The sequence below is a fragment of the Gordonia zhenghanii genome (assembly GCF_021738965.1).
Lineage (GTDB): Bacteria > Actinomycetota > Actinomycetes > Mycobacteriales > Mycobacteriaceae > Gordonia > Gordonia zhenghanii.
This window is the reverse complement of the sequence record NZ_JAKKOQ010000001.1, coordinates 323889-345615: the sequence shown is the minus strand read 5'-3', so window position 1 is coordinate 345615 and position 21727 is coordinate 323889. Positions and strand designations below refer to the sequence as shown.

Annotated in this window: 20 protein-coding genes; 12 read left to right on the top strand and 8 right to left on the bottom strand. The window is 66.8% G+C overall.

The genetic code is table 11. From position 1 onward, the window contains the following. Nucleotides 1–80 precede the first annotated feature (80 nt). The 6 genes from purL to L5G32_RS01455 all read left to right on the top strand — a co-directional run bounded on the left by purL (nucleotide 81) and on the right by L5G32_RS01455 (nucleotide 5788). On the top strand, nucleotides 81–2366 hold the full coding sequence (purL, locus tag L5G32_RS01480; RefSeq protein ID WP_237009233.1) for a phosphoribosylformylglycinamidine synthase subunit PurL: 2286 nt from the start codon (nucleotides 81–83) through the stop codon (nucleotides 2364–2366). A gap of 86 nt (nucleotides 2367–2452) precedes the next feature. After that, a complete protein-coding gene (locus tag L5G32_RS01475) occupies nucleotides 2453–3064 on the top strand; it encodes a CD225/dispanin family protein (protein WP_237009232.1) in 612 nt (203 codons plus the stop codon). Nucleotides 3065–3100: 36 nt separating this feature from the next. Then, complete coding sequence (locus tag L5G32_RS01470; RefSeq protein WP_237009231.1) at nucleotides 3101–3607, top strand: CD225/dispanin family protein; 507 nt, start codon at nucleotides 3101–3103, stop codon at nucleotides 3605–3607. A 4-nt stretch (nucleotides 3608–3611) separates the two neighbouring features. Beyond that, nucleotides 3612–4073 carry a DUF2752 domain-containing protein gene (locus L5G32_RS01465; protein WP_237009230.1) on the top strand — a complete coding sequence of 154 codons (462 nt, stop codon included), beginning with the start codon at nucleotides 3612–3614 and terminating at the stop codon, nucleotides 4071–4073. Nucleotides 4074–4079: 6 nt separating this feature from the next. Further along, nucleotides 4080–4625: a CD225/dispanin family protein gene (locus L5G32_RS01460; protein ID WP_237009229.1), complete on the top strand. Its 546-nt coding sequence runs from the start codon at nucleotides 4080–4082 to the stop codon at nucleotides 4623–4625. 86 nt (nucleotides 4626–4711) lie between these two features. Beyond that, complete coding sequence (locus L5G32_RS01455; protein WP_237009228.1) at nucleotides 4712–5788, top strand: NAD(P)H-dependent amine dehydrogenase family protein; 1077 nt, start codon at nucleotides 4712–4714, stop codon at nucleotides 5786–5788. Nucleotides 5789–5809: 21 nt separating this feature from the next. Here L5G32_RS01455 and L5G32_RS01450 read toward each other — a convergent pair whose 3' ends face one another. The 6 genes from L5G32_RS01450 to L5G32_RS01425 form a co-directional block, all read right to left on the bottom strand. Beyond that, the gene (locus L5G32_RS01450; protein ID WP_237009227.1) at nucleotides 5810–8551 is read right to left on the bottom strand and encodes a fumarate reductase/succinate dehydrogenase flavoprotein subunit; all 2742 of its coding nucleotides are present in this window, start codon (nucleotides 8549–8551) and stop codon (nucleotides 5810–5812) included. Further along, nucleotides 8548–9306 (bottom strand): ABC transporter ATP-binding protein, encoded by a 759-nt coding sequence (locus L5G32_RS01445; RefSeq protein WP_237009226.1) that lies wholly within the window; start codon nucleotides 9304–9306, stop codon nucleotides 8548–8550. The genes L5G32_RS01450 and L5G32_RS01445 overlap by 4 nt, the downstream gene beginning before the upstream one ends. 24 nt (nucleotides 9307–9330) lie before the next feature. Next, on the bottom strand, nucleotides 9331–10215 hold the full coding sequence (locus L5G32_RS01440; protein WP_237009225.1) for an ABC transporter permease: 885 nt from the start codon (nucleotides 10213–10215) through the stop codon (nucleotides 9331–9333). Next, a complete protein-coding gene (locus L5G32_RS01435) occupies nucleotides 10212–11618 on the bottom strand; it encodes an ABC transporter substrate-binding protein (protein WP_372491600.1) in 1407 nt (468 codons plus the stop codon). Before L5G32_RS01435 ends, L5G32_RS01440 begins: the two co-directional genes overlap by 4 nt. Nucleotides 11619–11687: 69 nt before the next feature. After that, nucleotides 11688–11915, bottom strand: coding sequence for a 4Fe-4S dicluster domain-containing protein (locus L5G32_RS01430; RefSeq protein WP_237009223.1), 228 nt, complete (start codon nucleotides 11913–11915; stop codon nucleotides 11688–11690). Continuing rightward, nucleotides 11912–12697, bottom strand: a complete 786-nt coding sequence (locus tag L5G32_RS01425; protein ID WP_237009222.1) for a GntR family transcriptional regulator — start codon at nucleotides 12695–12697, stop codon at nucleotides 11912–11914. Before L5G32_RS01425 ends, L5G32_RS01430 begins: the two co-directional genes overlap by 4 nt. A gap of 323 nt (nucleotides 12698–13020) precedes the next feature. On the opposite strand from L5G32_RS01425, the gene L5G32_RS01420 reads away from it, so the two are divergent. The 4 genes from L5G32_RS01420 to purM all read left to right on the top strand — a co-directional run bounded on the left by L5G32_RS01420 (nucleotide 13021) and on the right by purM (nucleotide 17468). Continuing rightward, complete coding sequence (locus tag L5G32_RS01420; RefSeq protein WP_237009221.1) at nucleotides 13021–13878, top strand: PHP domain-containing protein; 858 nt, start codon at nucleotides 13021–13023, stop codon at nucleotides 13876–13878. Nucleotides 13879–13882: 4 nt separating this feature from the next. After that, nucleotides 13883–14275 carry a sterol carrier family protein gene (locus L5G32_RS01415; protein WP_237009220.1) on the top strand — a complete coding sequence of 131 codons (393 nt, stop codon included), beginning with the start codon at nucleotides 13883–13885 and terminating at the stop codon, nucleotides 14273–14275. 417 nt (nucleotides 14276–14692) lie between these two features. Further along, complete coding sequence (gene purF, locus L5G32_RS01410) at nucleotides 14693–16255, top strand: amidophosphoribosyltransferase (protein ID WP_237009219.1); 1563 nt, start codon at nucleotides 14693–14695, stop codon at nucleotides 16253–16255. A 115-nt stretch (nucleotides 16256–16370) separates the two neighbouring features. Continuing rightward, the gene (purM, locus tag L5G32_RS01405; RefSeq protein ID WP_237009218.1) at nucleotides 16371–17468 is read left to right on the top strand and encodes a phosphoribosylformylglycinamidine cyclo-ligase; all 1098 of its coding nucleotides are present in this window, start codon (nucleotides 16371–16373) and stop codon (nucleotides 17466–17468) included. A gap of 170 nt (nucleotides 17469–17638) precedes the next feature. Here the strand turns inward: purM and L5G32_RS01400 are convergent, their stop codons facing one another. Together L5G32_RS01400 and ygfZ are read right to left on the bottom strand one after the other, a co-directional pair. After that, entirely contained in the window at nucleotides 17639–17818 is a 180-nt protein-coding gene (locus L5G32_RS01400) for a DUF3073 domain-containing protein (RefSeq protein ID WP_237009217.1), read from the bottom strand. Between the two features lie 162 nt (nucleotides 17819–17980). Then, nucleotides 17981–19162, bottom strand: coding sequence for a CAF17-like 4Fe-4S cluster assembly/insertion protein YgfZ (gene ygfZ / locus L5G32_RS01395; RefSeq protein WP_237009216.1), 1182 nt, complete (start codon nucleotides 19160–19162; stop codon nucleotides 17981–17983). A gap of 23 nt (nucleotides 19163–19185) precedes the next feature. On the opposite strand from ygfZ, the gene L5G32_RS01390 reads away from it, so the two are divergent. Together L5G32_RS01390 and L5G32_RS01385 are read left to right on the top strand one after the other, a co-directional pair. Further along, on the top strand, nucleotides 19186–20028 hold the full coding sequence (locus tag L5G32_RS01390; protein ID WP_237009215.1) for an aminodeoxychorismate lyase: 843 nt from the start codon (nucleotides 19186–19188) through the stop codon (nucleotides 20026–20028). 126 nt (nucleotides 20029–20154) lie between these two features. Further along, nucleotides 20155–21720 (top strand): cytochrome ubiquinol oxidase subunit I, encoded by a 1566-nt coding sequence (locus tag L5G32_RS01385; protein ID WP_237009214.1) that lies wholly within the window; start codon nucleotides 20155–20157, stop codon nucleotides 21718–21720. Nucleotides 21721–21727 lie beyond the last annotated feature (7 nt).

The following is a 21727-nucleotide window of genomic DNA, read 5'->3' as shown; positions in this document are numbered from 1 at the left end:
CTCGGCGTCTCGATACGGGGAGAAATCGGGCAACCTGGTCGATCGGCGTCGTCGGTGGAGGCTCGCATAGACTGTCCGATGTGAGCGCCCAGGTAGATACCGTTTCCCACGCCGCCGATTCGCCGGACGTCGCCCAGCCGTACGCCGAGCTGGGTCTGAAGGACGACGAGTACGCCCGTATTCGCGAGATCCTCGGTCGTCGGCCGACGGACGCCGAACTGGCGATGTACTCGGTGATGTGGTCCGAGCACTGCAGCTACAAGTCGTCCAAGAAGCACCTCAAATACTTCGGCGAGACGACCACCGACGAGATGCGCGCAGGCATGCTGGCGGGCATCGGTGAGAACGCCGGTGTCGTCGACGTCGGCGATGGCTGGGCCGTGACGTTCAAGGTCGAGTCGCACAACCATCCGAGCTACGTCGAGCCCTATCAGGGCGCGGCTACCGGTGTCGGCGGCATCGTCCGCGACATCATGGCGATGGGCGCGCGTCCGATCGCCGTGATGGACCAGTTGCGTTTCGGCGCCGCAGACGCCGCCGACACCCGGCGCGTCGTCGACGGCGTGGTGCGCGGCGTCGGCGGCTACGGCAACTCGCTCGGTCTCCCGAATATCGGCGGCGAGACGGTGTTCGACGCCAGCTACCAGGGCAACCCGCTCGTCAATGCACTGTGCGCGGGTGTGCTGCGCACCGAAGACCTGCACCTGGCGTTCGCCTCGGGCGCCGGAAACAAGATCATCCTGTTCGGCGCCCGGACCGGGCTCGACGGCATCGGCGGCGTCTCGGTGCTGGCATCGGAGACGTTCGACGACTCCGATGAGGGCGGCCCGTCGCGCAAGAAGCTGCCGAGCGTCCAGGTCGGCGACCCGTTCACCGAGAAGGTGCTCATCGAATGCTGCCTCGACCTCTACCGTGAAGGCCTCGTCGTCGGCATCCAAGACCTCGGCGGTGCGGGCCTGTCGTGTGCGACGAGCGAGCTCGCGGCCGCCGGCGACGGCGGTATGCGCATCGACCTGGAGAAGGTGCCGATGCGCGCCGAGGGCATGACCCCGGCCGAGGTGCTCTCCAGTGAGTCGCAGGAGCGCATGTGCGCTGTCGTCACCCCGGAGAACGTCGACAAGTTCATGGCCGTGTGTCGCAAGTGGGATGCGCTGGCCACTGTGATCGGCGAGGTGACCGACGGTGAGCACCTGGAGATCATGTGGCACGGCGACTGCGTCGTCGACGTGCCGCCGCGCACCGTGGCCCACGACGGGCCCGTCTACGACCGCCCGCTCGCTCGCCCGGAGTGGCAGGACGCCGTCGTCTCGTCGACCACGTCCGGACTCGCCCGCCCCGAGACCGGCGGTGAGCTGCGTGCGACGTTCCTGAAGATGCTGGCCAGCCCGGCATTGTGCAGCCGCAAGTTCATCACCGAGCAGTACGACCGGTACGTCCGCGGCAACACCGTCCTCGCCGAGCACGCCGACTCCGGCATGATCCGCATCGACGAGGGGACCGGCCGCGGCGTGGCCATCTCGACCGACGCGTCGGGCCGATACACCTATCTCGACCCGTATGCCGGCGCGCAACTCGCGCTCGCCGAGGCATACCGCAACGTCGCGGTGTCCGGCGCCACGCCTGCGGCGGTCACGAACTGCCTCAACTTCGGCTCGCCCGAGGATCCCGCCGTCATGTGGCAGTTCAGCCAGGCGGTGCGTGGTCTCGCCGACGGCTGTGCCGAACTGGGGATCCCCGTGACCGGCGGCAACGTGAGTTTCTACAACCAGACCGGAAGCACGGCGATCCTGCCGACGCCGGTGGTCGGCGTCCTCGGCGTGATCGACGACGTGCGGCGCCGTATCCCGACCGGCATCGGAACCGAGCCAGGCGAGATGCTCGTCCTCATGGGCGACACCCGTGACGAGTTCGACGGGTCGATCTGGGCGCAGGTGGAGCACGATCATCTCGGCGGTACGCCGCCGAAGGTCGACTTGCAGCGCGAACGCCTGCTCAGCGACATCTTGGTCGCGGCTTCCCGCGACGGACTGGTCTCGGCCGCGCACGACATCTCGGAGGGCGGTCTGATCCAGGCCGTCGCCGAAGCCGCGCTCGCCGGGGAGACCGGCTGCCGGGTCCTGCTTCCCGAAGGCGTCGATCCGTTCGTGTGGCTCTTCTCGGAGTCGGCGGGCCGCGTTCTCGTCGCCGTTCCGCGGACCGAGGAGACACGGTTCACCGGCATGCTGACCGCGCGTTCGATGCCGTGGACACGGATCGGGGTGGTCGACCAGGGGAGTGACGAGCTCGAAGTCCAGGATCAGTTCGCGGTGAAGCTCGACGAGCTCCGCGACGTTCACGAGGGGACGCTGCCGAAGCTGTTCGGCTGACCGCAGTTCGGGCCGATCGGGTCGGCGACCAGTTACTATCAGTGCGCGCCGACCCAATCCGGTGGTCGGCACGACGAGGGGACGACATGACGAATCCGCCCGGAGAAAACGGCGACCCGAACGTCGAGCCTGATCCGTTCGCCGAGACGCAGTTCGGACAGACTCCCAACCTGAAGAAGGATCCGACGCAGCCGGATCCTCAGCAGCCGCCCCAATTCGGCGAGACACCTCAATTCGGCGAGACACCGCAGGCCGCGCAGGATCCGTTCGGACAGCCCCAGCAGGGTCAGCCCCAGTACGGGGCTGCACCCGGCTACCAGGGGGCCGGTTTCCCGGGCAACCAGTACCCGGGCAACCCGTATCCGGCCGGGCCCGCGGGCGCATCGGGACCCCCGCCTGCGAACAACATGATCTCGGCCATCGTCCTCACCGTCCTCGGTTTCTTGGCGACGTGCGTCACCTGCCTGAGTCTGGTCGCGGGCATCATCGGAATCGTCGCGATCGTCAAGGCCAACGCCGTGAACGGGCAGTGGCAGCGGGGCGACGCCGCGGGCGCGCATCGGTCGGCCGACGAAGCGAAGAAGTGGTCGAACATCGGGTGGATCGTCTTCGCTGTGGCGATCGTCCTGTGGGTCGTCGCACTCATCGTGTTGGCCGCGACCGGCAATTCGGCGGGCTATTACGATTTCAGCAGCTGATCGGATCTCGATCTCTGCACACGACGAAAGAGCTAGATGACTACTCCGCAGAACCCGGGCGGCTTCGGCCAGGATCCGTTCAACAAACCGGACGGCGGGCAGCCCCAGTACGACCAACAGCAGTTCGGTCAGCAGCAGTATGGCCAGCCCCAGTACGGTCAGCCCCAGTACGGTCAGCCCCAGTACGGTCAGCCCCAGTACGGTCAGCCCCAGTACGGTCAGCCCCAGTACGGTCAGCCGCAATACGGGCAGCCGCAATACGGCTACGGTCAGCACCCGGGGATGGAACCTGAGAACAATCTGGTGTGGGCCATCCTGAGCACTGTGCTCTGCTGCCTGCCGCTGGGTGTGGTGTCCATCGTGAAGGCGACGTCGGTCAGCAAGCTGTGGGCGATGGGCGATTATGCCGGCGCGCAGCAGGCCGCCGACGACGCGAAGAAGTTCGCCATGTGGAGTGCCATCGCCGCGGCGGCGTCGTGGGTGATCCTCGTGATCATCTACGTCGTCGTCATCGCGGCAGCCGTCTCCACTTCGACGGTGTAGTGCCATGACCGTCCACGCCGCGAGTACCACCGACCGGATGCTGGGGGTCGCGACAGCCGTCTCGCGGCATCGCGTCGCGGGGCCGGCGGTGGTCGTCGCGGCGGTGGGCGCGGCCTCGACGTTCGTGTGGTTCGCGGATCCGACCACTCCGGGCGGCATCATCCCGCCGTGCCCGACCAAGACCCTGCTGCACATCGACTGCCCGGGGTGCGGAGCGTCGCGAGCGGTGTACAGCCTGTTGCACGGCGACCTCGGCGCGGCACTGCACTACAACGCCGTCGTCGTGGTCGCTCTCGCGCTCCTCGCGGTCGCGTTCGTGACGTACACGGTCGGACTGTGGCGCGGGCGACGTGTCCGCAGTTGGCAGCACTGGCGCTACACGCCGACGGTGGTTCTCGTGGTGATCTTCGGCTGGTTGGTGATCCGCAACATTCCCGTCGCACCGTTCGACAGTCTGAAGGTCTGATCTGCAGTGACTACTCCGGAGAACCCCTACGGTTCGCAGTCCGACGACTCCGAGTGGGCCGCGTACGAGCCGACACAGGTCGGTGTGCCCAAGCCTGATCCCGGGTTTCAGTACGCTCCGCCACCCCTGCCACCGGCGCCGGCTCCGGTGCCGTACGGGACGCCCTACCCGTATCCGGGACAGCAGTTCGGGGCTCGACCGCCGGCGGGCCCGCCGCAGACCGGGCAGATCTCATCGGTCGTTGCGATGGTTCTCGGCGGTATTCTGACGCTCAGTTGTTACGGCACGCTCGTCGGCATCGCGCCGCTGGTGTTGGGCATCGTCGGCTTCACGAAGGCGAACTCCGTCGGCCGACTCTGGTATGCGGGACGGACGACCGAGGCCGCCCAGGCCGCGGAATCGTCCAAGAAGGCCGCGATGTGGGCGTGGATCAGCATGGGGATCGGCGTGGTGCTCGCGGTCATCGTCATCGTCCTCATCATCGCGTGGGCGATCAACACCGATTCGACCCCCGACCCGACGTACACGTACACGTACGAAGTTCCTGCGTAGGCCCGGGCGCTGCCCGGAACCATGATCCGGACACCTGTCCAGTCAATCGGCCACATGTTTCGGCGATCGGCTTTAGCGTGGAGACCATGACTCTGCGCGTAGTGGAATGGTCCACCGGAACCGTCGGCCGACATGCGATCACTGGTATCGACGCCCACCCCGATCTCGAACTCGTCGGAGTGTGGGTGTCCGATCCGGCCAAGGTAGGCAAGGACGCCGGGCGGCTCGCCGGTCTGGACCGCGACCTCGGGGTGATCGCAACCGACGACCGGGACGCGCTCCTGGCGCTCAAGCCGGACGCCATCGTGCACACGGCGATGACCGACGACCGTGTCGCCGAAGCGATCGCCGACCTGACCGCGTTCGTCGCAGCCGGGGTGAACGTCGTCTCGTCGGGGCCGGTGGTCCTGCAGTTCCCGTACGGCGTCCTCCCCGAGGCGATGGTCAACGCCATCGAGAAGGCGGCGGCCGAAGGCGGAGCCAGCCTGCACGTCAACGGGATCGACCCCGGTTTTGCGAACGATGTTCTGCCGCTGTCGATCACAAGTCTCTCCCAGCAGATCGACGAAGTCCGGGTCATGGAGATCGCCGACTACTCCACGTACTACCAGCCGGTGGTGATGTCGGAGATCTTCGGCTTCGGCAAGCCGATGGACCATCAGTCGATGCTCCTGACTCCCGGTGTCCTGTCGCTGGCGTGGGGGAGCGTCGTGCGACAGCTCGCGGCTGGACTCGGTGTCACCCTCGACGAGCCGCTCGTCGAACGCTTCGATCGTGTCGCCGCGGAGGGCGACGTCGACACGGTCTCGTTGACGATTCCCGATGGGACGATGGCGGCGCTGCACTTCCAAGTGGTCGGGCAGGTCGACGGCGTGGACCGGATCGTGTTGGAGCACTACACCCGCACGCATCCGGACCAGTGCCCGGACTGGCCGACTCCTGCGGAAGGCGACGGGTGCTACCGCATCGAGGTGACCGGTGAGCCGGTCATGGCGGTGGAGATGACGCACCACGGTCGCGACGGCGACCACAATGTGTCCGGGATGATCGTCACCGCTCAGCGTCTGGTCAACGCCGTTCCCGCTGTGGTCGCCGCCGATCCGGGGCTGGTCACCGCGCTCGATCTGCCGTTGATCACCGGGCGGGGGCTGGTGACGGGCTGAGCGCGCCCGCCCCGGCGAGGGTCAGCGGGCCGCCGCTCGTACGTCAGCGTCTTCGTCGAGTCGAGCAGCCTCGAGCAGGTCGCTGACCGGCAGCAGCGTCGACCACTGTCTGATCGTGTTCACCGCAGCCTTGCGCACGTCTCCGTGCGGGTCCGTGACCAGTGGGGTCAGCGCCACCACCGAATCGTCGCTGGGAGCGACGGACAGTCCTGTCGCCGCACCCTTGCGAACTTGCCATGCGTTGTCGCGCAGCGCCTTCTGGAGCATTCTCGAGTCGGTCGCCGGATCGCCCAGCGTCGAGAGTGCAGCCAGACCCGCTGCGCGGACGAGTGGGTCCGGGTCCGCAGCGAGCGTGCGGACGGCGTCGGCGCCGTCGCCGACTGTCGCGAGTCCCTGCGCGGTGACCACACGTACCTCGCGGTTCGGATCGGATGCTGCAGACGCGATCTGCTCGGCGGAGTCGAGTGACACGAGCCCACGGATCGCTTCGATGCGCACGGCGTGGTGCGGGTCGCCGAGCCGGTCGGTGAACAGATCGGTGTCGCCCTCGCGTAGTGCCCGAAGCAGGTCGAGGACGCCTGCGCGCACCCGGTGGTCGTCGGACGACGTACTCTCGCGCAGACTCTCCACGAACGGTGGTTTCGCGGACAGCACCTCCACCAGTTCGCGCAGTGAATCGATCGCCAGGTGTCGGACGCCGGGATCGTCGTCGCTCAGTGCGCGGGCCAGAGCCATGTCGAAGCCGTCCGGTGTGTGCTCGGTGAGGGTGGCGACCGCGGTACGGCGCACCGTTGCGTCGGAGTCGGCGAGGTAGTCGAGGACATCTGCCATCTCGGGTGATTCGAGTGCGACCAGTTCCGCGATGCGCGGGGACAGCGGTGCGCGGGGCTCCGACACGGGAGCCGCGGGCGACCGCGGCGATTCGACGACGCCCGGTGCAGTGCCTCCGGGGCCGACTCGGATGCCGGGTTGCTCGATGTCGATGACCGAACGGTCTTGCGGGGGAAGGTGATCGAGTCCTTCTACCGGTACGAGATAGGGGGCGACGGGGCGCCCGATGAACTGCATCTCGCCATTCGACGTCTTGCGGATGTTGAGGTGATAACCCCAGTTCTCGTCGTCGCGTTCGACGATGTCGTCGCGCTGGTGATACAGGCCCCAACGACTCTCGGTCCGAGTCAACGAACTGCGCGCAGCCATCTCCGCACAGTCGCGAATGAACGTAACCTCGGCGCACCGCATCAATTCGTGCGGTGTGCGTGCCCCCATCTCGGCGATCTCACTGCGCATCCGTTCGAAGGTCTCGATGGCGATGCCCAGTTTGGTCGACGCTTTCGGCGGTGCCACGTAGTCGTTCACGAAGCGTCGCAGTTTGTACTCGACTTGAGGCTGCGGCGGGCCGTCCGGATGGCGAAGGGGACGGTAGATCAACTCGTGAGCCGCGGCGATCTGATCGGCGGGAAGGTCGGTGGGCGACGCGATGTCGCGGGCTCGGTCGCTCGCGTGCTGTCCGGTCAGTTCGCCGTACACGAATGCGCCGATCATGTAGTTGTGCGGCACACATGCCAGATCGCCTGCCGCATACAGACCGTCGACGGTGGTCGCGCCGTTCTCGTCGACCCATACTCCGGAAGCGGAATGGCCGCTGCACAGCCCGATCTCGGAGACGTGCATCTCGATGTCATGGGTGCGGTAGTCGTGCCCGCGGTTCGCATGAAAGGTCCCTCGAGTGGGTCGTTCTGTCGTATGCAGGATCGACTCGAGCGCGCCGACGGTCTCCTCCGGAAGATGCGAGACCTTCAAGTAGACGGGGCCGCGAGCCGACTCGATCTCGCGCTTCACCTCGCCGATCATGTCGCCCGACCAGTAGTCGGAGTCGACGAACCGGTCGCCGTCCGCGTTCACCTGGTATCCGCCGAACGGATTCGCAACATACGCGCACGCGGGCCCGTTGTAGTCCTTGATCAGCGGATTGATCTGGAAGCACTCGATTCCGGAGAGTTCGGCTCCTGCGTGGAACGCCATCGAGTAACCGTCGCCGGCATTGGTCGGGTTCTCGTACGTCCCGTACAGGTAACCGGAGGCCGGGAGTCCGAGGCGTCCGCACGGCCCGGTCGCCAGAATCACCGATTTGGCGCCGATGACGTAGAAGTCGCCCGTCCTCGTATGCAATGCGACGGCGCCGACCGCGCGTCCGTTCTCCGTGAGAACCCGCACCGGCATCAGCCGGTTCTCGATGGTGATGCGCTCCCGCATGTCCCGACGGCGCAGGACCCGGTACAGGACCTTCTTGACGTCTTTGCCCTCCGGCATGGGCAGCACATACGACCCCGAACGGTGGACGCGGCGCACCGCGTACTCGCCGTACTCGTCCTTCTCGAACTTCACGCCGTATCGCTCGAGTCGCGAGATCATCGCAAAACCGCGGGTGGCCGTCTGATAGACCGTCTTCTGGTCGACGATGCCGTCGTTGGCCCGAGTGATCTCGGCGACGTAGGCCTCCGGAGTCGCCTTGCCCGGGATGACGGCGTTGTTGACGCCGTCCATGCCCATCGCCAGTGCGCCGGAGTGCCGCACGTGCGCTTTGTCGAGGAGGAGGACGTCGGCGCCGTTCTCGGCAGCGGTCAACGCCGCCATTGATCCGGCGGTGCCGCCGCCGATAATGAGGACGTCGCAGTCCAGGCGGTGCGCGTCGTCGACGGCGGGGGCGGTGAACTCGTGCGACGATGCGCCGGTGGACGTGGTCGATTCGGGGCTGGTCATGATGCCGCCTTGCTAGGTGTGAGGTCGTGTGATCGGGGCAGTGCGTCGGCGATGGCATTGCGCGCCACCGTGTTGTCGGCGCCCGGTGTTCGCGGGTGGGGAACGTCGACGACAGCGCGGACGGGTTCACCCGCACGTCCGAGCACCACCACCCGATCGCCGAGAAGCACGGCTTCATCGATGTCGTGGGTGACGAACAGAACCGTGGCGGGATGCGCCTCGAGAGTTCGGATCAGCAACTGCTGCATTGACGAACGAGTCTGGGCGTCGAGCGCTCCGAACGGCTCGTCCATCAACAGTGTTCGCGGCGCGCCTGCGAGGCCGCGAGCCAACTGGACACGCTGACGCATGCCGCCGGACAGCTCTTTGGGCAGATGGTCGGCGAACCCGTCGAGACCGATCTCGGAGATCCACCGTCGGGCCTGCGCCTTCCGCTGCGAACGCGGAACACCGCGCAGGGTCAGCGCTAACAGGATGTTCCGGCGAACGGTGCGCCACGGGTGCAGCGCATCGTCCTGGAAGACCATCGCGCGGTTGCCTGAGGTGCCGGTGACGGGCTGGCCCTGCGATATGACAGCGCCCGAATCGATCGGGCGCAGACCGGCGACCGCGCGCAACAGGGTCGACTTGCCGCATCCCGACGGTCCGGTGACGACGACGACTTCACCGGCGGACACCGACAACGTCAGTCGATCGATGATGGTGCGATCGCCGTGCCGCAGAGTGAGGTCGACGAGGTCGATGGTGGTGCTCATAGCGGGTGGTGTCCTTCCTATCGGTCAGCGATGGTCGCCGCGCGGGAGCCAGCGAGTCATGCGACGTCCGATGAGTTCGATGGCGCCGGACGTCACGGCGCCGAGCGCAGCGATGGTGAACATGCCGACGAAGACACCCGGGTAGTCGACGACGGTGTACGACTGCCACGTCCGGTATCCGACGCCGAGCCTGCCGGAGATCATCTCCGCGGAGATGAGGCAGATCCAGGACACTCCGATGCCGACGGACAGGCCGCCGAACACTCCCGGTGTGATGCCGGGCAGGATGACGCGCCATACGACGTCTCGGCGAGTCCCGCCCATCGTGCGGACTGACTCCTCCCAGATGGTCGGCAGCGCGCGGACCGCGTGCCGCGTCGACACCACGATGGGGAACAGGGCAGCAATGAAGGTGATGAACACCATCCCGCCCTCGTCGCTGGGGAAGACCAGGATCGCGATGGGCACCAACGCGATCGCTGGGATCGGACGAGCCAGTTCCGTGAGTGCGCCGAGCGTGCCTTCGGCGAACGTCGGCCGTCCGAGAGCGATCCCGAGCGGGATGCCGATCGCCGCGGCGAGAACGAATCCGGAGCCGATGCGGATGAGCGACTGGCCGAGGTCGAGGTAGTACTCGCTCGTTTGCAGGCGATCCCACCACGCCGACGCGACGTCGGCGGGGGTCGGAATCACGTCGAAGTGCAGCCACAGCACCACATCCGACGCGGCCAGTAGGTGCCAGAGCCCGACGGCTGCCAGGACGGTGACGATCCGGAGCGGCCAGACGAGTGCTCGTCGCGACGTGGCCGCACCCCTCTGTTCCGTGGAATCGTTTGCCGCCGGGTCGATCTCGGGCCCCTCGCGCAGCGAGTCGGCGTCGATCGGAGCGATCGGGGTTCGAGTAGTCATCCGGTCACCTCGTTCAGTGCCTGCTCGTAGGTGACGGGGACGGCTGCCGGATGCGTCTGTCGGTAGGTGCGAGCGCTGTCGTCCGTGGTGAACGCGGTGAACGCGGCGCCGTCGCGTAGCCACACCGCGTGATCGGCGAACCAGCGCGTGCCGAGGGTCGGATCGGTGATGTAGGCGGCCGTGACGTGCCGTCCTTGCTTCCGGGCGTCTCGGACGAGACGGAGAACGGACGTCGAGTCCGCGGTCTTCCTGGTGTCGCTGCCGGAGAACCACACTTCGCCGTTCGCCTGTGCGTCGTTCGTCTGTCGGTTCAGCAGTGCGTCGTAGTCGCCGCCGGTCTCCGATACGGCCTTGCGTAATGCGGTGTCCGAGACGAACGTGTTCAGGTCGACCGGGTTGGGGAACGATCCGATCGATTTGAGGTACGGCTTGTCGCCCTCGAGGGCTTTCACCAGGGACGGTTTGATCGCTGGATTGAAGTCGGTGCCGCCCGGACCGTTGTAGAGGTACACGACTTCGGGCGGGAGGCCGCTTGCTTTCGCCACTGTCTGGGCTGCACCGAGCGGGTCGTCGCCCAGCGCCTCGGTGGCGTCCAGTTGAGCCTTCAGGAAAGCGTCCACGACATCGGGATGCTCATCGGCGAAGCCGTTGCGGGCGATCGTTCCGTGCAGCGTCGGGACGCCGAGTTGCGCCCCGTCGTACACCAGGCGTGCCTTGTTCTGGAACACGAGCAGTCCGGGCCAGGCGACGAACTGGGCGAGCGCATCGACCTTGCCGCTCTCGAGTGCGGACGCGCCGACCTGTGGTTGCTGATTGGTGACGTCGACCCCTGCCACATCGTCGCGCGCCAGGCCGGTCAGGAGGGTGCCGTGGCCTGCCGAACCCTCACTCGCCGACACACGCTTACCGGCGAGGTCGCCGAGGGAACGGATCGGTGAGTCAGGCCGTGTGACCACCATGTTCAGCGAACCTCGTGGAGACGAACCGGTGACGGCGAGGATCGAGGTGGCGGTAGCGGGATTCGCGTTGGCCCGTGATCCGTTGATGAGCATCGGGTAGTCGCCCATCGAGCCGATATCGATCTTTCCGGCGATCATCCCGGTGGTGATCGGTGCTCCGGTGTCGTAGTCCTCCCACCGGACCGTGAACTTCTCCCCGGTTCGCTCAGTCACCTCGTCCAGACGCTTCTCGAGGTCGCCGCGTTCGCGGAGCAGGGTTCCCGCGGTGACGGTGTTGATCGTCTTCGACTGATAGCCGACGACCACCGTCGTCGCGTCGGAGGAGTCGCCGGGCGACAGGGAGCAGCCGGACACGGTGAGAGCCGCGGCGGCGGTCAGTGCCGCCACGGTGAGTCCGCGCCGTGTTACCGGCCGACGCCGTATGGAAAAGGGGGTTCTGGACATGTGGGGACCTCACGGGGCTGTGTGGGGTGAGCGAGCAGAGGGGACGAGACGGCGAGCCGGTTGGAGCGGTCAGCGCAGGAGATACGGCATGTTGACGGTCACCGCGCCGGTTGGACAGCGGATGGCGCAGGGCCCGCAGTACCAGCATTCGTCGACGTGCATGAACGCCTTGCCGGACTCCGGGTTGATGGCCAGCGAATCGAGCGGGCACACCTCGACGCACAAGGTGCATCCGTCGATGCACAGCGATTCGTCGATGGTCACTGGAACGTCGGTGCGGTTGTTGAAGAGACTCACGGGAGATCTCCGATCGGTTGTTGTTCGGGGCGGGGGCTTCGTGACTGCGGGTCACGGAACGACTTGGTGTGCAGTGATATTCGGTCGCCCCGCATACGGATGTACTCGAGGTCGACGGGGCGTGCGTCCGGCCCGATACAGGCGAGGCGTTCGAGTAGGAGCACGGCCGACCCCGCAGCGATGCCGAGGACAGCGGCCGAGTGGGGGTCGGCGACGGCGGCCTCCACTGACTGCTCCGCGGAGTGGAGACGACGTCCGGACACCTGCTCGAGCAACGCGAAGACGTCGGTGGACTCGATGTCGTGCTCGAGGAGCGGGATGCCGAGGTCGGGGACCAGGTAGGTGAGGTCCAGGCTCAGCGGCTCGTCCCCCAGGTATCGGGTGCGCTCGATGTACACGGCGTCGTCGCCGGTTTCGAGCCGCAGCCGGTGGGCGATCGACGCCGGCGGACGGACCAGGGTGGCGACACGGACTTCGTTTCGGACCTCGCCGTGACCGCTCAGCGTCTCCTTCAGTCCGCGGAGTGCGTCGAGGCCGTGCACCGCTCGGCGTCGTACGACGTGCGTTCCGACGCGGGGCGACCGATCGATCAGACCTTCGCCCGCGAGGATCGAGAGTGCATCTCGGACGACGTTGCGGGACACCCCGAACTCGTGGCTGAGCGTCTGCTCGTGCAACGCGCCGGTGTGGTCACCGCGATCGATGCCACGACGCAGCACGTCGCTGACGACACGGGCGTCATCAGCGCGAAGGCGTCGTCGAACATCGGTCCTGAACTGCATCAATGGGACAGTAGACGCGTTTCGGTACCGTTCACTCGGCCATGGTGGTGGGTCTTGACACGCCGCAGCGCATTCCGCCACCGGGCGGTCTCGTGCTGTTTTCCGCTACCTGGGACTTCTCGGGACGACGCGGCGCAATGCGCCACCTCGTCACACGGCCGCGGAATTGAACTCAGAACGCGCAAAAAACCTGGTGCGCGACTCCGCTCTGGAAGTCGGGGTCGATCTCGACGCTTAACCCTCTCGTTGGTGTCACCCACTGACACCAACGAGAGGGTTAGTGGGATGGTCGGGGTTCTACCGCGGATCACTACTATCGACTCATGCTCACTGCCGACCTCCACACGCACACCCGCTTCTCCGACGGGACCGACACACCGGAGGAACTCTTGGCGGCCGCGCAGGCGGCCGGACTCACGACGGTCGGGCTCACCGACCACGACACGGCGGACGGATGGGACCAGGCCGCCGAGCATGTGCCGTCGGGCATGCGGGTGCTGCCCGGAGCCGAGTTCTCGACCAAGCATCCGGGCGGCGACGGCGCGCTGGTGTCGGTGCACCTGCTGGGATACCTCTTCGACCGCGACCATCCGTTGATCACCGCCGAATGGCAGCGGATCGTCGACGAACGCACCAACCGGGGCGCACGGATCGTCGAGAGCCTGGTCGCAGCGGGATACCCGATCAGCCTCGAGCAGGTCCGGGACAGGGCAGGCCGCGGCAACATCGGTCGACCGCACATCGCTCGCGCCCTCGTCGACGCAGGCGTCATCGGGTCGGTCGGGGAGGCCTTCGAGGGCATCCTCGAAGACGGCGGACCACACCACGTCTCGCTGCGGTCGACGTCGCTCGTGGACGGGATCACCATGATCGTCGCGGCGGGCGGTGTCCCCGTCATCGCGCATCCGCGGGCCCGGACCGCGGCCGCCGTGCTGTCCGCACCCGTCCTCGAGACCCTCGTCGACGTCGGGCTCGCCGGACTCGAAGTCCGCCACCCCGACCACGACGACGCGGCCCGCGCCGAACTGATGGGCATCGCCTCCGACCTCGGCCTGATCACCACCGGATCGAGCGATTACCACGGCGGCAACAAGACCCTGCGGATCGGTCAGGAGCGGACCGACGACGACGTCGTCGAGAAGATCGTCGACCGCGGCGCGATCGCGCCGTTCGCCGGGTAGTCCGATGGGGCCCAGAGACAGAGTCGACCCGGCGCAGACGCGCGCCGCCGTGCTCGCCGTCGCCGACTGGCTGCGCGACGAGACGCTCCCGGCACCGTCGCGGCAGGAGCTCGCCGCGGCCGTCCGGACGACGGCGCGCACCGTCGGCCAGGACGCTCCCGGCAACTCGGTGGAACTGCGGGTGCCGCCGTTCGTCGCCGTCCAATGCATCGAAGGGGTCCGCCACACACGCGGGACGCCGCCGAACGTCCTCGAGACGTCGCCTCGCCAATGGCTCCTCCTGGCGACGGGTCTCGATTCGTTCGACGCCGCAGTCGACGATCACCGAGTGAGCGTGTCCGGACATCACGCAGGCGACGTCGCCGCCTACCTGCCGGTGATCCCGTTACGGCCCTAGCATCGTCCTAGAGAAGCGGCGTCCTAGAACGCCTTCTGCTCGGCGCTGCACTGGCCGGACGTCAGATGCTTCGGGTTCAACGAACTGGTGTTGGAGACGGACGCCACGAACGTGACACGACCGACTCCGGTCTTCACGCTCGGGAATTCGAGCGTGTTGTCCGGTCCGACGACGCGCTTGGACGACTGCTCGCCGCCGCGGCGGTCCCTACAGCGGCGGCCGCGGTCAGGGTCATTGATCGTGCTTGCACTGTCGATTCCCTTCGGTGGTGACTGTATGTGGCCGTGGCCTGTATGTCGTTCGTCACGTGGTGACCGTTAGTCTGCGCACTTCGACGTCGCGCAGCTTTCGTAACCGGCCTGCGAGTAAGTACGCTTGGGGAACGCCCGTCCAGCCCACGACATGGAGCGTCGCCTAGTGACTGATCTTTCGATCAACTCCCGCAATCTTCTCGCAGCTACGCAGCCGGACGAGGTCGAGAACGAGCCGCGCGAGGAATGCGGGGTCTTCGGGGTGTGGGCGCCCGGCGAGGACGTCGCAAAGCTCACCTATTACGGCCTTTACGCGCTGCAGCATCGCGGGCAGGAAGCCGCCGGAATCGCCGTCGGCGACGGCGCGCAGGTCCTCGTCTTCAAAGACCTCGGCCTGGTCAGCCAGGTGTTCGACGAGCAGACGCTCGCCTCGATGATCGGGCACGTCGCGGTTGGGCACTGCCGATACTCGACCACCGGTTCGACGACGTGGGAGAACTCGCAGCCGATCTTCCGGCACACCGACGCGGGCAGCGGTGTGGCGCTCGGACACAACGGCAACCTCGTCAACACCGCTGAGCTCGCCTCTCGTGCGCGCGAACTCGGACTGTACGGTCCGCACACCACGGCGACCTCCGACTCCGACGTCGTCGGAGCCCTCCTCGCACACGGCGCCGCAGACAAGACTCTCGAGCAGGCGGCAGTCGAACTCCTGCCGACGCTCAAGGGCGCGTTCTGCCTCACCTTCCAGGACGAGAGCACCCTGTACGCGGCACGTGACCCGCACGGCATCCGTCCGCTCTCGCTCGGCCGACTGGACCGCGGCTGGGTCGTCGCTTCGGAGACCGCGGCGTTCGACATCGTCGGCGCGTCGTTCGTCCGCGACATCGAACCGGGCGAGCTCCTCGCGATCGACAGCAACGGCGTCCGCAGCACTCGGTTCGCCGAGCCGACTCCCAAACTCTGCATCTTCGAGCACGTCTACCTGGCCCGCCCGGACAGCGTGATCCACGGTCGTTCGGTGCATTCAGCGCGCGTCGACATCGGCCGTCGCCTGGCACGTGAACAGCCGGCCGAAGGCGAACTGGTGATCCCGGTCCCCGAGTCCGGGACGCCTGCCGCCGTCGGGTTCGCTCAGGAGTCGGGGATCCCGTACGGGCAGGGTCTGATGAAGAACGCCTACGTCGGGCGCACCTTCATCCAGCCGTCGCAGACCATCCGCCAGCTGGGCATCCGCCTCAAGCTGAATCCGCTGCGCGAAGTGATCCGCGGCAAGAAGCTCGTCGTGGTCGACGACTCGATCGTGCGCGGAAACACCCAACGTGCCCTCATCCGCATGCTCCGCGAAGCGGGGGCCGTCGAAGTGCATGTGCGCATCGCGTCGTCGCCCGTCCGCTGGCCGTGTTTCTACGGCATCGACTTCGCGTCGCCTGCCGAACTCATCGCCAACGGCATGGAGTCCGAAGAGCACATGGTAGACGGCGTGCGTCAGGCGATCGGTGCCGACAGCCTCGGCTACATCAGCGTCGAGGGCATGGTCGAAGCGACCGGCGAGAAGCCTTCCGAACTGTGTGCGGCCTGCTTCGACGGCACGTACCCGATCGAACTCCCGTCCGAGACCGCGATGGGCAAAGCAGTGTTGGAGACGATGATGCCTGCGTCGAAGGATGCGGGCCCCGACCGGCTCGCCGCTCCGAACGACAACGTCAGCGCAGTCATGCGCCCCTGACTTTCTGATCTCGGAGAGAGAATCTCCCCCGCACTCAGGTAGCGTGAGTGCGTTGACCATGGCGACGGTCGGTGTTCGGCCACGCCTTTAGCGAGTGTGTAGGAGAAGCGCCACCATGACGGACGGGGCTGCCGACCAGGCATCCGGGAATGCAGCGGGCGGTGCGTCGTACGCGGCAGCCGGTGTTGATATCGATGCGGGTGAGCGTGCTGTGGAGTTGTTCGCGCCGCACGCCAAGCGGGCGACGCGGCCCGAAGTCATGGGCGGTCTCGGCGGATTCGCCGGGCTGTTCTCGCTGAAGGGCGACTACCGGGAACCGGTCCTGGCGGCGTCGAGCGACGGCGTCGGCACCAAGCTGGCCGTCGCGCAGGCGATGGGCGTTCACGACACCGTGGGCCGAGACCTGGTCGCGATGGTCGTCGACGACCTGGTGGTCTGCGGAGCACAGCCGTTGTTCCTGCAGGACTACATCGCCGTCGGCAAGGTCATCCCGGAGATGGTCGCCGACATCGTGAAGGGCATCGCCGACGGCTGCGTCGACGCGGGCTGCGCGCTCCTCGGCGGCGAGACGGCTGAGCATCCGGGCGTCATGGAGGACACCCACTACGACATCTCGGCGACCGGCGTCGGCGTCGTCGAAGCCGACTCGATCCTCGGACCCGACCGGGTCCGGCCGGGTGACGTCGCCATCGCGATGGGGTCGTCGGGTCTCCACTCGAACGGCTACTCGCTGGCTCGCAAGGTGCTCCTGGAATGGGGTCACCTCGACCTCGGCGGCCACGTCGAAGAGTTCGAGCGCACGCTCGGCGAAGAACTTCTGGAGCCGACTCGGATCTACGCGAAGGACTGCCTGGCGCTCGCCGCCGAGACCGAAGTCCGCACGTTCGCGCACATCACCGGTGGCGGCCTCGCCGACAACCTCGGTCGCGTCATCCCGACCGGCCTCGAAGCGGTCCTCGAACGCAGTTCGTGGACGCCTGCCCCGATCTTCTCGCTGATCGCGCAGCGCGGCCGCGTGGAACGCGCCGAGATGGAACGGACCTTCAACATGGGCGTTGGCATGGTCGCGATCGTCGCTCCCGAAGACACCGATCGTGCGCAGGCGATCCTCACCGCCCGCCATGTCGACAACTGGGTCCTCGGCTCGATCAAGCGTGCCGACTCTGCGGAGAAGGGCTCCGCTCAGCTGGTCGGAGACCATTCGCGGTTCTGATCACCCGAACGACGAAGGCCGCCGACCTCGCGTAGGTCGACGGCCTTCCTCGTGTGGTTGTCGCGTTCGTTGAGCGGACGAAGCGAGTCGAAATCCCCCAACCCGCCGTAGCAGGAGTGGGGGATTTCCGCACGAATGGCTTCGCAGCGATAGAGGTGTGGAGACAGCCGTCAGGCGTGTCGCCACTCGTCGCTTCGGCTGTCGTCGTCCGACCAGGTGTCGGTGAACGAATGCTCGCCACTCCCGCCTGACAACTCACGCTGCAAGCTGTCGAAGTCAGTACTCGGAGTGGAGTACTTCAGCTGACGTGCAACCTTCGTCTGCTTTGCTTTAGCCCGGCCGCGGCCCATATGGGACCCCCTCGCACAATGACGGGGCGGCCATCTTAGTGGCGGCCCCGTTCTATTCGTTAGTAGTTCTCGTACTGACAGTCTAGCGCGCGGACGCAATTAAGTCTCCTCGCGTCCGCATGAGAACACGGCGAAAGGCGTCACATGACGAGTCTCACAAGGTCACGAGCGTCCGCGGAGCCGTTCCTGCGCGGCGCGCCCGGCCGGGACCGCGTCGTCTGACGTGTACAGATCGGCGTCGATCCGCGCGGCGGCGCCCGACTCGTCCTCGCCCGTGATCAGTTCAGCGTCGACGGGTACCGACCGTTTGACGAGTGCGAGCGCGATGGGACCGAGTTCGAAATGGTCGACGACGGTGCCGATCCGGCCAATCGTGCGTCCGCCCGCGGTGACCGGATAGCCGGTCTCCGGGCGCGTGGCCGAACTGCCGTCGAGGTGGAGCAGGACGAGGCGACGCGGCGCGCGCCCGATGTTCGCGACGCGCGACACAGTCTCCTGGCCGCGGTAGCAACCCTTGTCCAGGTGGACGGCTCCGTGTTCGTCCGGCCCGCCGATCCAGTCGGCTTCTTGGGGGATGGTCCGTTCGTCGGTGTCGACGTGGAGTCGCGGGCGCCCCGCGGCCACGCGCAGCGCGTCGAGGGTCCACATGCCCGCCGGGTGCGCGCCCGCCGTGGTCAGTTCGTTCCACCAGCGGGTCAGGTCGTCGCGCGGTACGACGACGTCGACGACCGGCGTGGACCGCCCTTCGCCGATCGGCGGCATCACGCGCCAGAAGCCGAGCGGTTCGTCGTCGTGATGCAGTTCGGGGAGGTCGCCTGCGGCGTAGACGTCGGCGTCGGCGGGGATGTCGAGCAGTTCGGCGATCGCTCCGGAACGGGTGTCCGGCCCGACCAGGGTGAGGACCGCCATGTCCGTGCGGTGGGTGGGAGTGACCTGCGCCCAGAAGACCATCTTGGCCAGGAACTCGAACAGCGGAGTGCTCCGGTCGGCTTCGGTGTCGAGCCAGGTGACCTCGTCGATGTCGGTGAGGACGAAGTGGTCTTCGACGCGACCGTTCAAATCGAGGGAGAGGTTCTCGGCGCTGCGGCGATTCGCGAGTCCCGACACGTGCTGCGAGGAGATCGTGTGGAGCCAGGTGAGCCGTTCGGGGCCGGCGAGTTCGATGACGCCGCGGTCGCTGCGATCGATGACGGCGGCGCTGCGCGTCGCGTGTCGTTGTTCACCGAGCGGATCGCCGTAGTGCCAGGCGACGCCGGGGCTCCGATCGCCGTCGGGGGTGGGGACGGCTCCGGGCGTCGACGTGAGGACGGGGGAGGGAGCGGGCTGAATCGATTCCGCAGACATGTCGCCAGTCTACGGTGGACGACGTGATCGTGGTCGATGGTGACGGGCTCCTCCGTGATGCAGAGGCGCCGCTGGTGTACGCGGACGACCTCGGCGTCCTGCACGGCGACGGGGTCTTCGAGACAATTCTGGTGCGCGAGGGTCGAGCCCGGCTCGTCGACGCACACGTGGCGAGGCTGGTCGACGGCGCGGAACGGCTCGATCTGCCCGAGCCCGACGTCGCGAAGCTGCGTCGGGCGGTCCTCGTGGCCCAGGAGGCGTGGGGCGAGTCGATCGACGGCGCGCTGCGCATCGTCTACACCCGCGGTCGCGAATCCGAACCGAGCGCGGCGACCGCGTTCGTGACGGTGTCCCCGGTGCCGGAACGGGCCGCGACCGCTCGGCGGGACGGCATCAGTGTGACCCTTCTGACTCGCGCTCACGATCCGGACGTCGCTGCGCCGTGGGAGTTGTCCGGAGCCAAGGCATTGAGCTACGCGCGCAACACCGCGGCTCTGCGGCACGCCCGCGGTCTCGGGTTCGACGACGCGATCTACCTCTCGGCCGCGGGCTCGGTGCTCGAGAGTCCGCGCGCCAACGTCGTCGCGGTGATCGACGGCGGGCTGACCGCGACGCCGCCAGACGACGGGATACTCGCGGGGACCACACAGGCGGCGCTGTTCGACGCGGCGGACCGACACGGCGTTCGGGTGCAGCACCGGCGAATGACCCCGGACGACCTGATCCGAGCGGACGGCGTGTGGCTGCTCTCAGCACTGACTCTTGCGGCACGGGTGCGGCGAATCGACGACTGTGTGCTTCGTGAACGATCGAATCGCGCCGTCGATGTGAAAAAGCTCGTGATCGAGGCGACCGCAGCGGGATGATGGTCATGGTCTCGTAGGTCACGAAGGGCTTGTATTCCAGCCTATTGCTACTACGCTCCGTAGTAAGAGGGCTCGGCAGGAGGCCTCGGGGCACCGGCTCTTGGAATCGATGATTGTGAGGCGAGCGTGGATGTCGTTGATATTTCCAGGTGGCAGTTCGGAATAACGACCGTCTATCATTTCATCCTGGTGCCGTTGACAATCGGTCTGGCACCACTGATCGCGGTGATGCAGACCGTCTGGCATCGCACCGGAAACGAACAGTGGCTGCGAGCCACCAAGTTCTTCTCCAAGCTCTTCCTCATCAACTTCGCGCTCGGTGTCGCGACCGGAATCGTGCAGGAGTTCCAGTTCGGCATGAACTGGAGCGAGTACAGCCGGTACGTCGCCGACGTGTTCGGCGCACCGCTCGCGATGGAGGGCCTGGTCGCGTTCTTCCTCGAGTCCACGTTCATCGGGCTCTGGATCTTCGGGTGGGGCCGGCTGCCGCGTCGCGTGCACCTCGCGTGCATCTGGCTCGTCGCGATCGGCGTCAACGCGTCGGCGTACTTCATCATCGCCGCGAACTCGTTCATGCAGCACCCGGTCGGCGCCGTCTGGGACGAGGCGCGCGAGCGCCCGCGGATGAACAATTTCCTGGCCGTCATCACCAACAACACGACCCTCGTCGCGTTCCCCCATGTGATCGCGGGCGCGTTCCTCACCGCGTCGACCTTCGTCGCCGTCATCGGTCTGTGGTGGATGGCGCGCAACGGTTACCGTGCCCGCAAGCTCGAGGAGGCCGCAGTCTCGGGCGACGACTCGCAGGTGCCCGCGACCACGTCGCCCAGCCAGATCGACGCGACTCCTGACAAGTCGCGTCGCGACAACGCCACCCTATGGAGACCGGTCACGATTCTCGGCCTCTGGGTGATACTCGCGTCCGGCATCGGCCTGTTCATCACCGGTGATCAACAGGCCAGACTCATGTTCGAACAACAGCCGATGAAGATGGCAGCGGCCGAATCGTTGTGCGAGACCGAGACCGGCGCGAGCTTCTCGGTGCTGAGCATCGGCCGCCAGAACAACTGCGACAACATCGAGCACATCATCGCGATTCCCAACATGCTGTCGTTCCTGTCCGACCACACCTTCGACAGCACGGTTCAGGGCGTCAACGAACTGCAGGCTCAGTACCAGCAGGCGCTGAACATGCCGAACCAGAACTTCGCGCCGAACCTGTTCGTCACCTACTGGGGCTTCCGCGCCATGATCACGTGGGCGCTCGGTTCGGTGGTCGTCGCCATCGCCGGTCTCTGGTATCTGCGACGAAGGCGAAGCGTGGTCCCGCGCAGAGTCGGCACGGTGATGCTGTGGATGCTGCCGACACCGTTCCTGGCCAACGCGTCCGGCTGGATCTTCACCGAGATGGGCCGCCAGCCGTGGGTCGTCGTCCCGAACTGGGCCGACCCGGACGGCGACCCGCTCCGCATCCACATGCTGGTGCAGGACGGCGTCTCCAACCACACGTCGCCGACCGTGTTGACCTCGCTGATCGGCTTCACCCTGCTGTACGGCGCGCTCGGCGTCGTCTGGTTCTACCTGCAGAGACGCTATGTGATCGACGGACCCAACGAGAAGGACGCGATCGCCCCCGACGTCGGAGCGGACTCGGACCCCGACTCCGCCAAGCCACTGTCGTTCGCGTACTAGAGGGAGT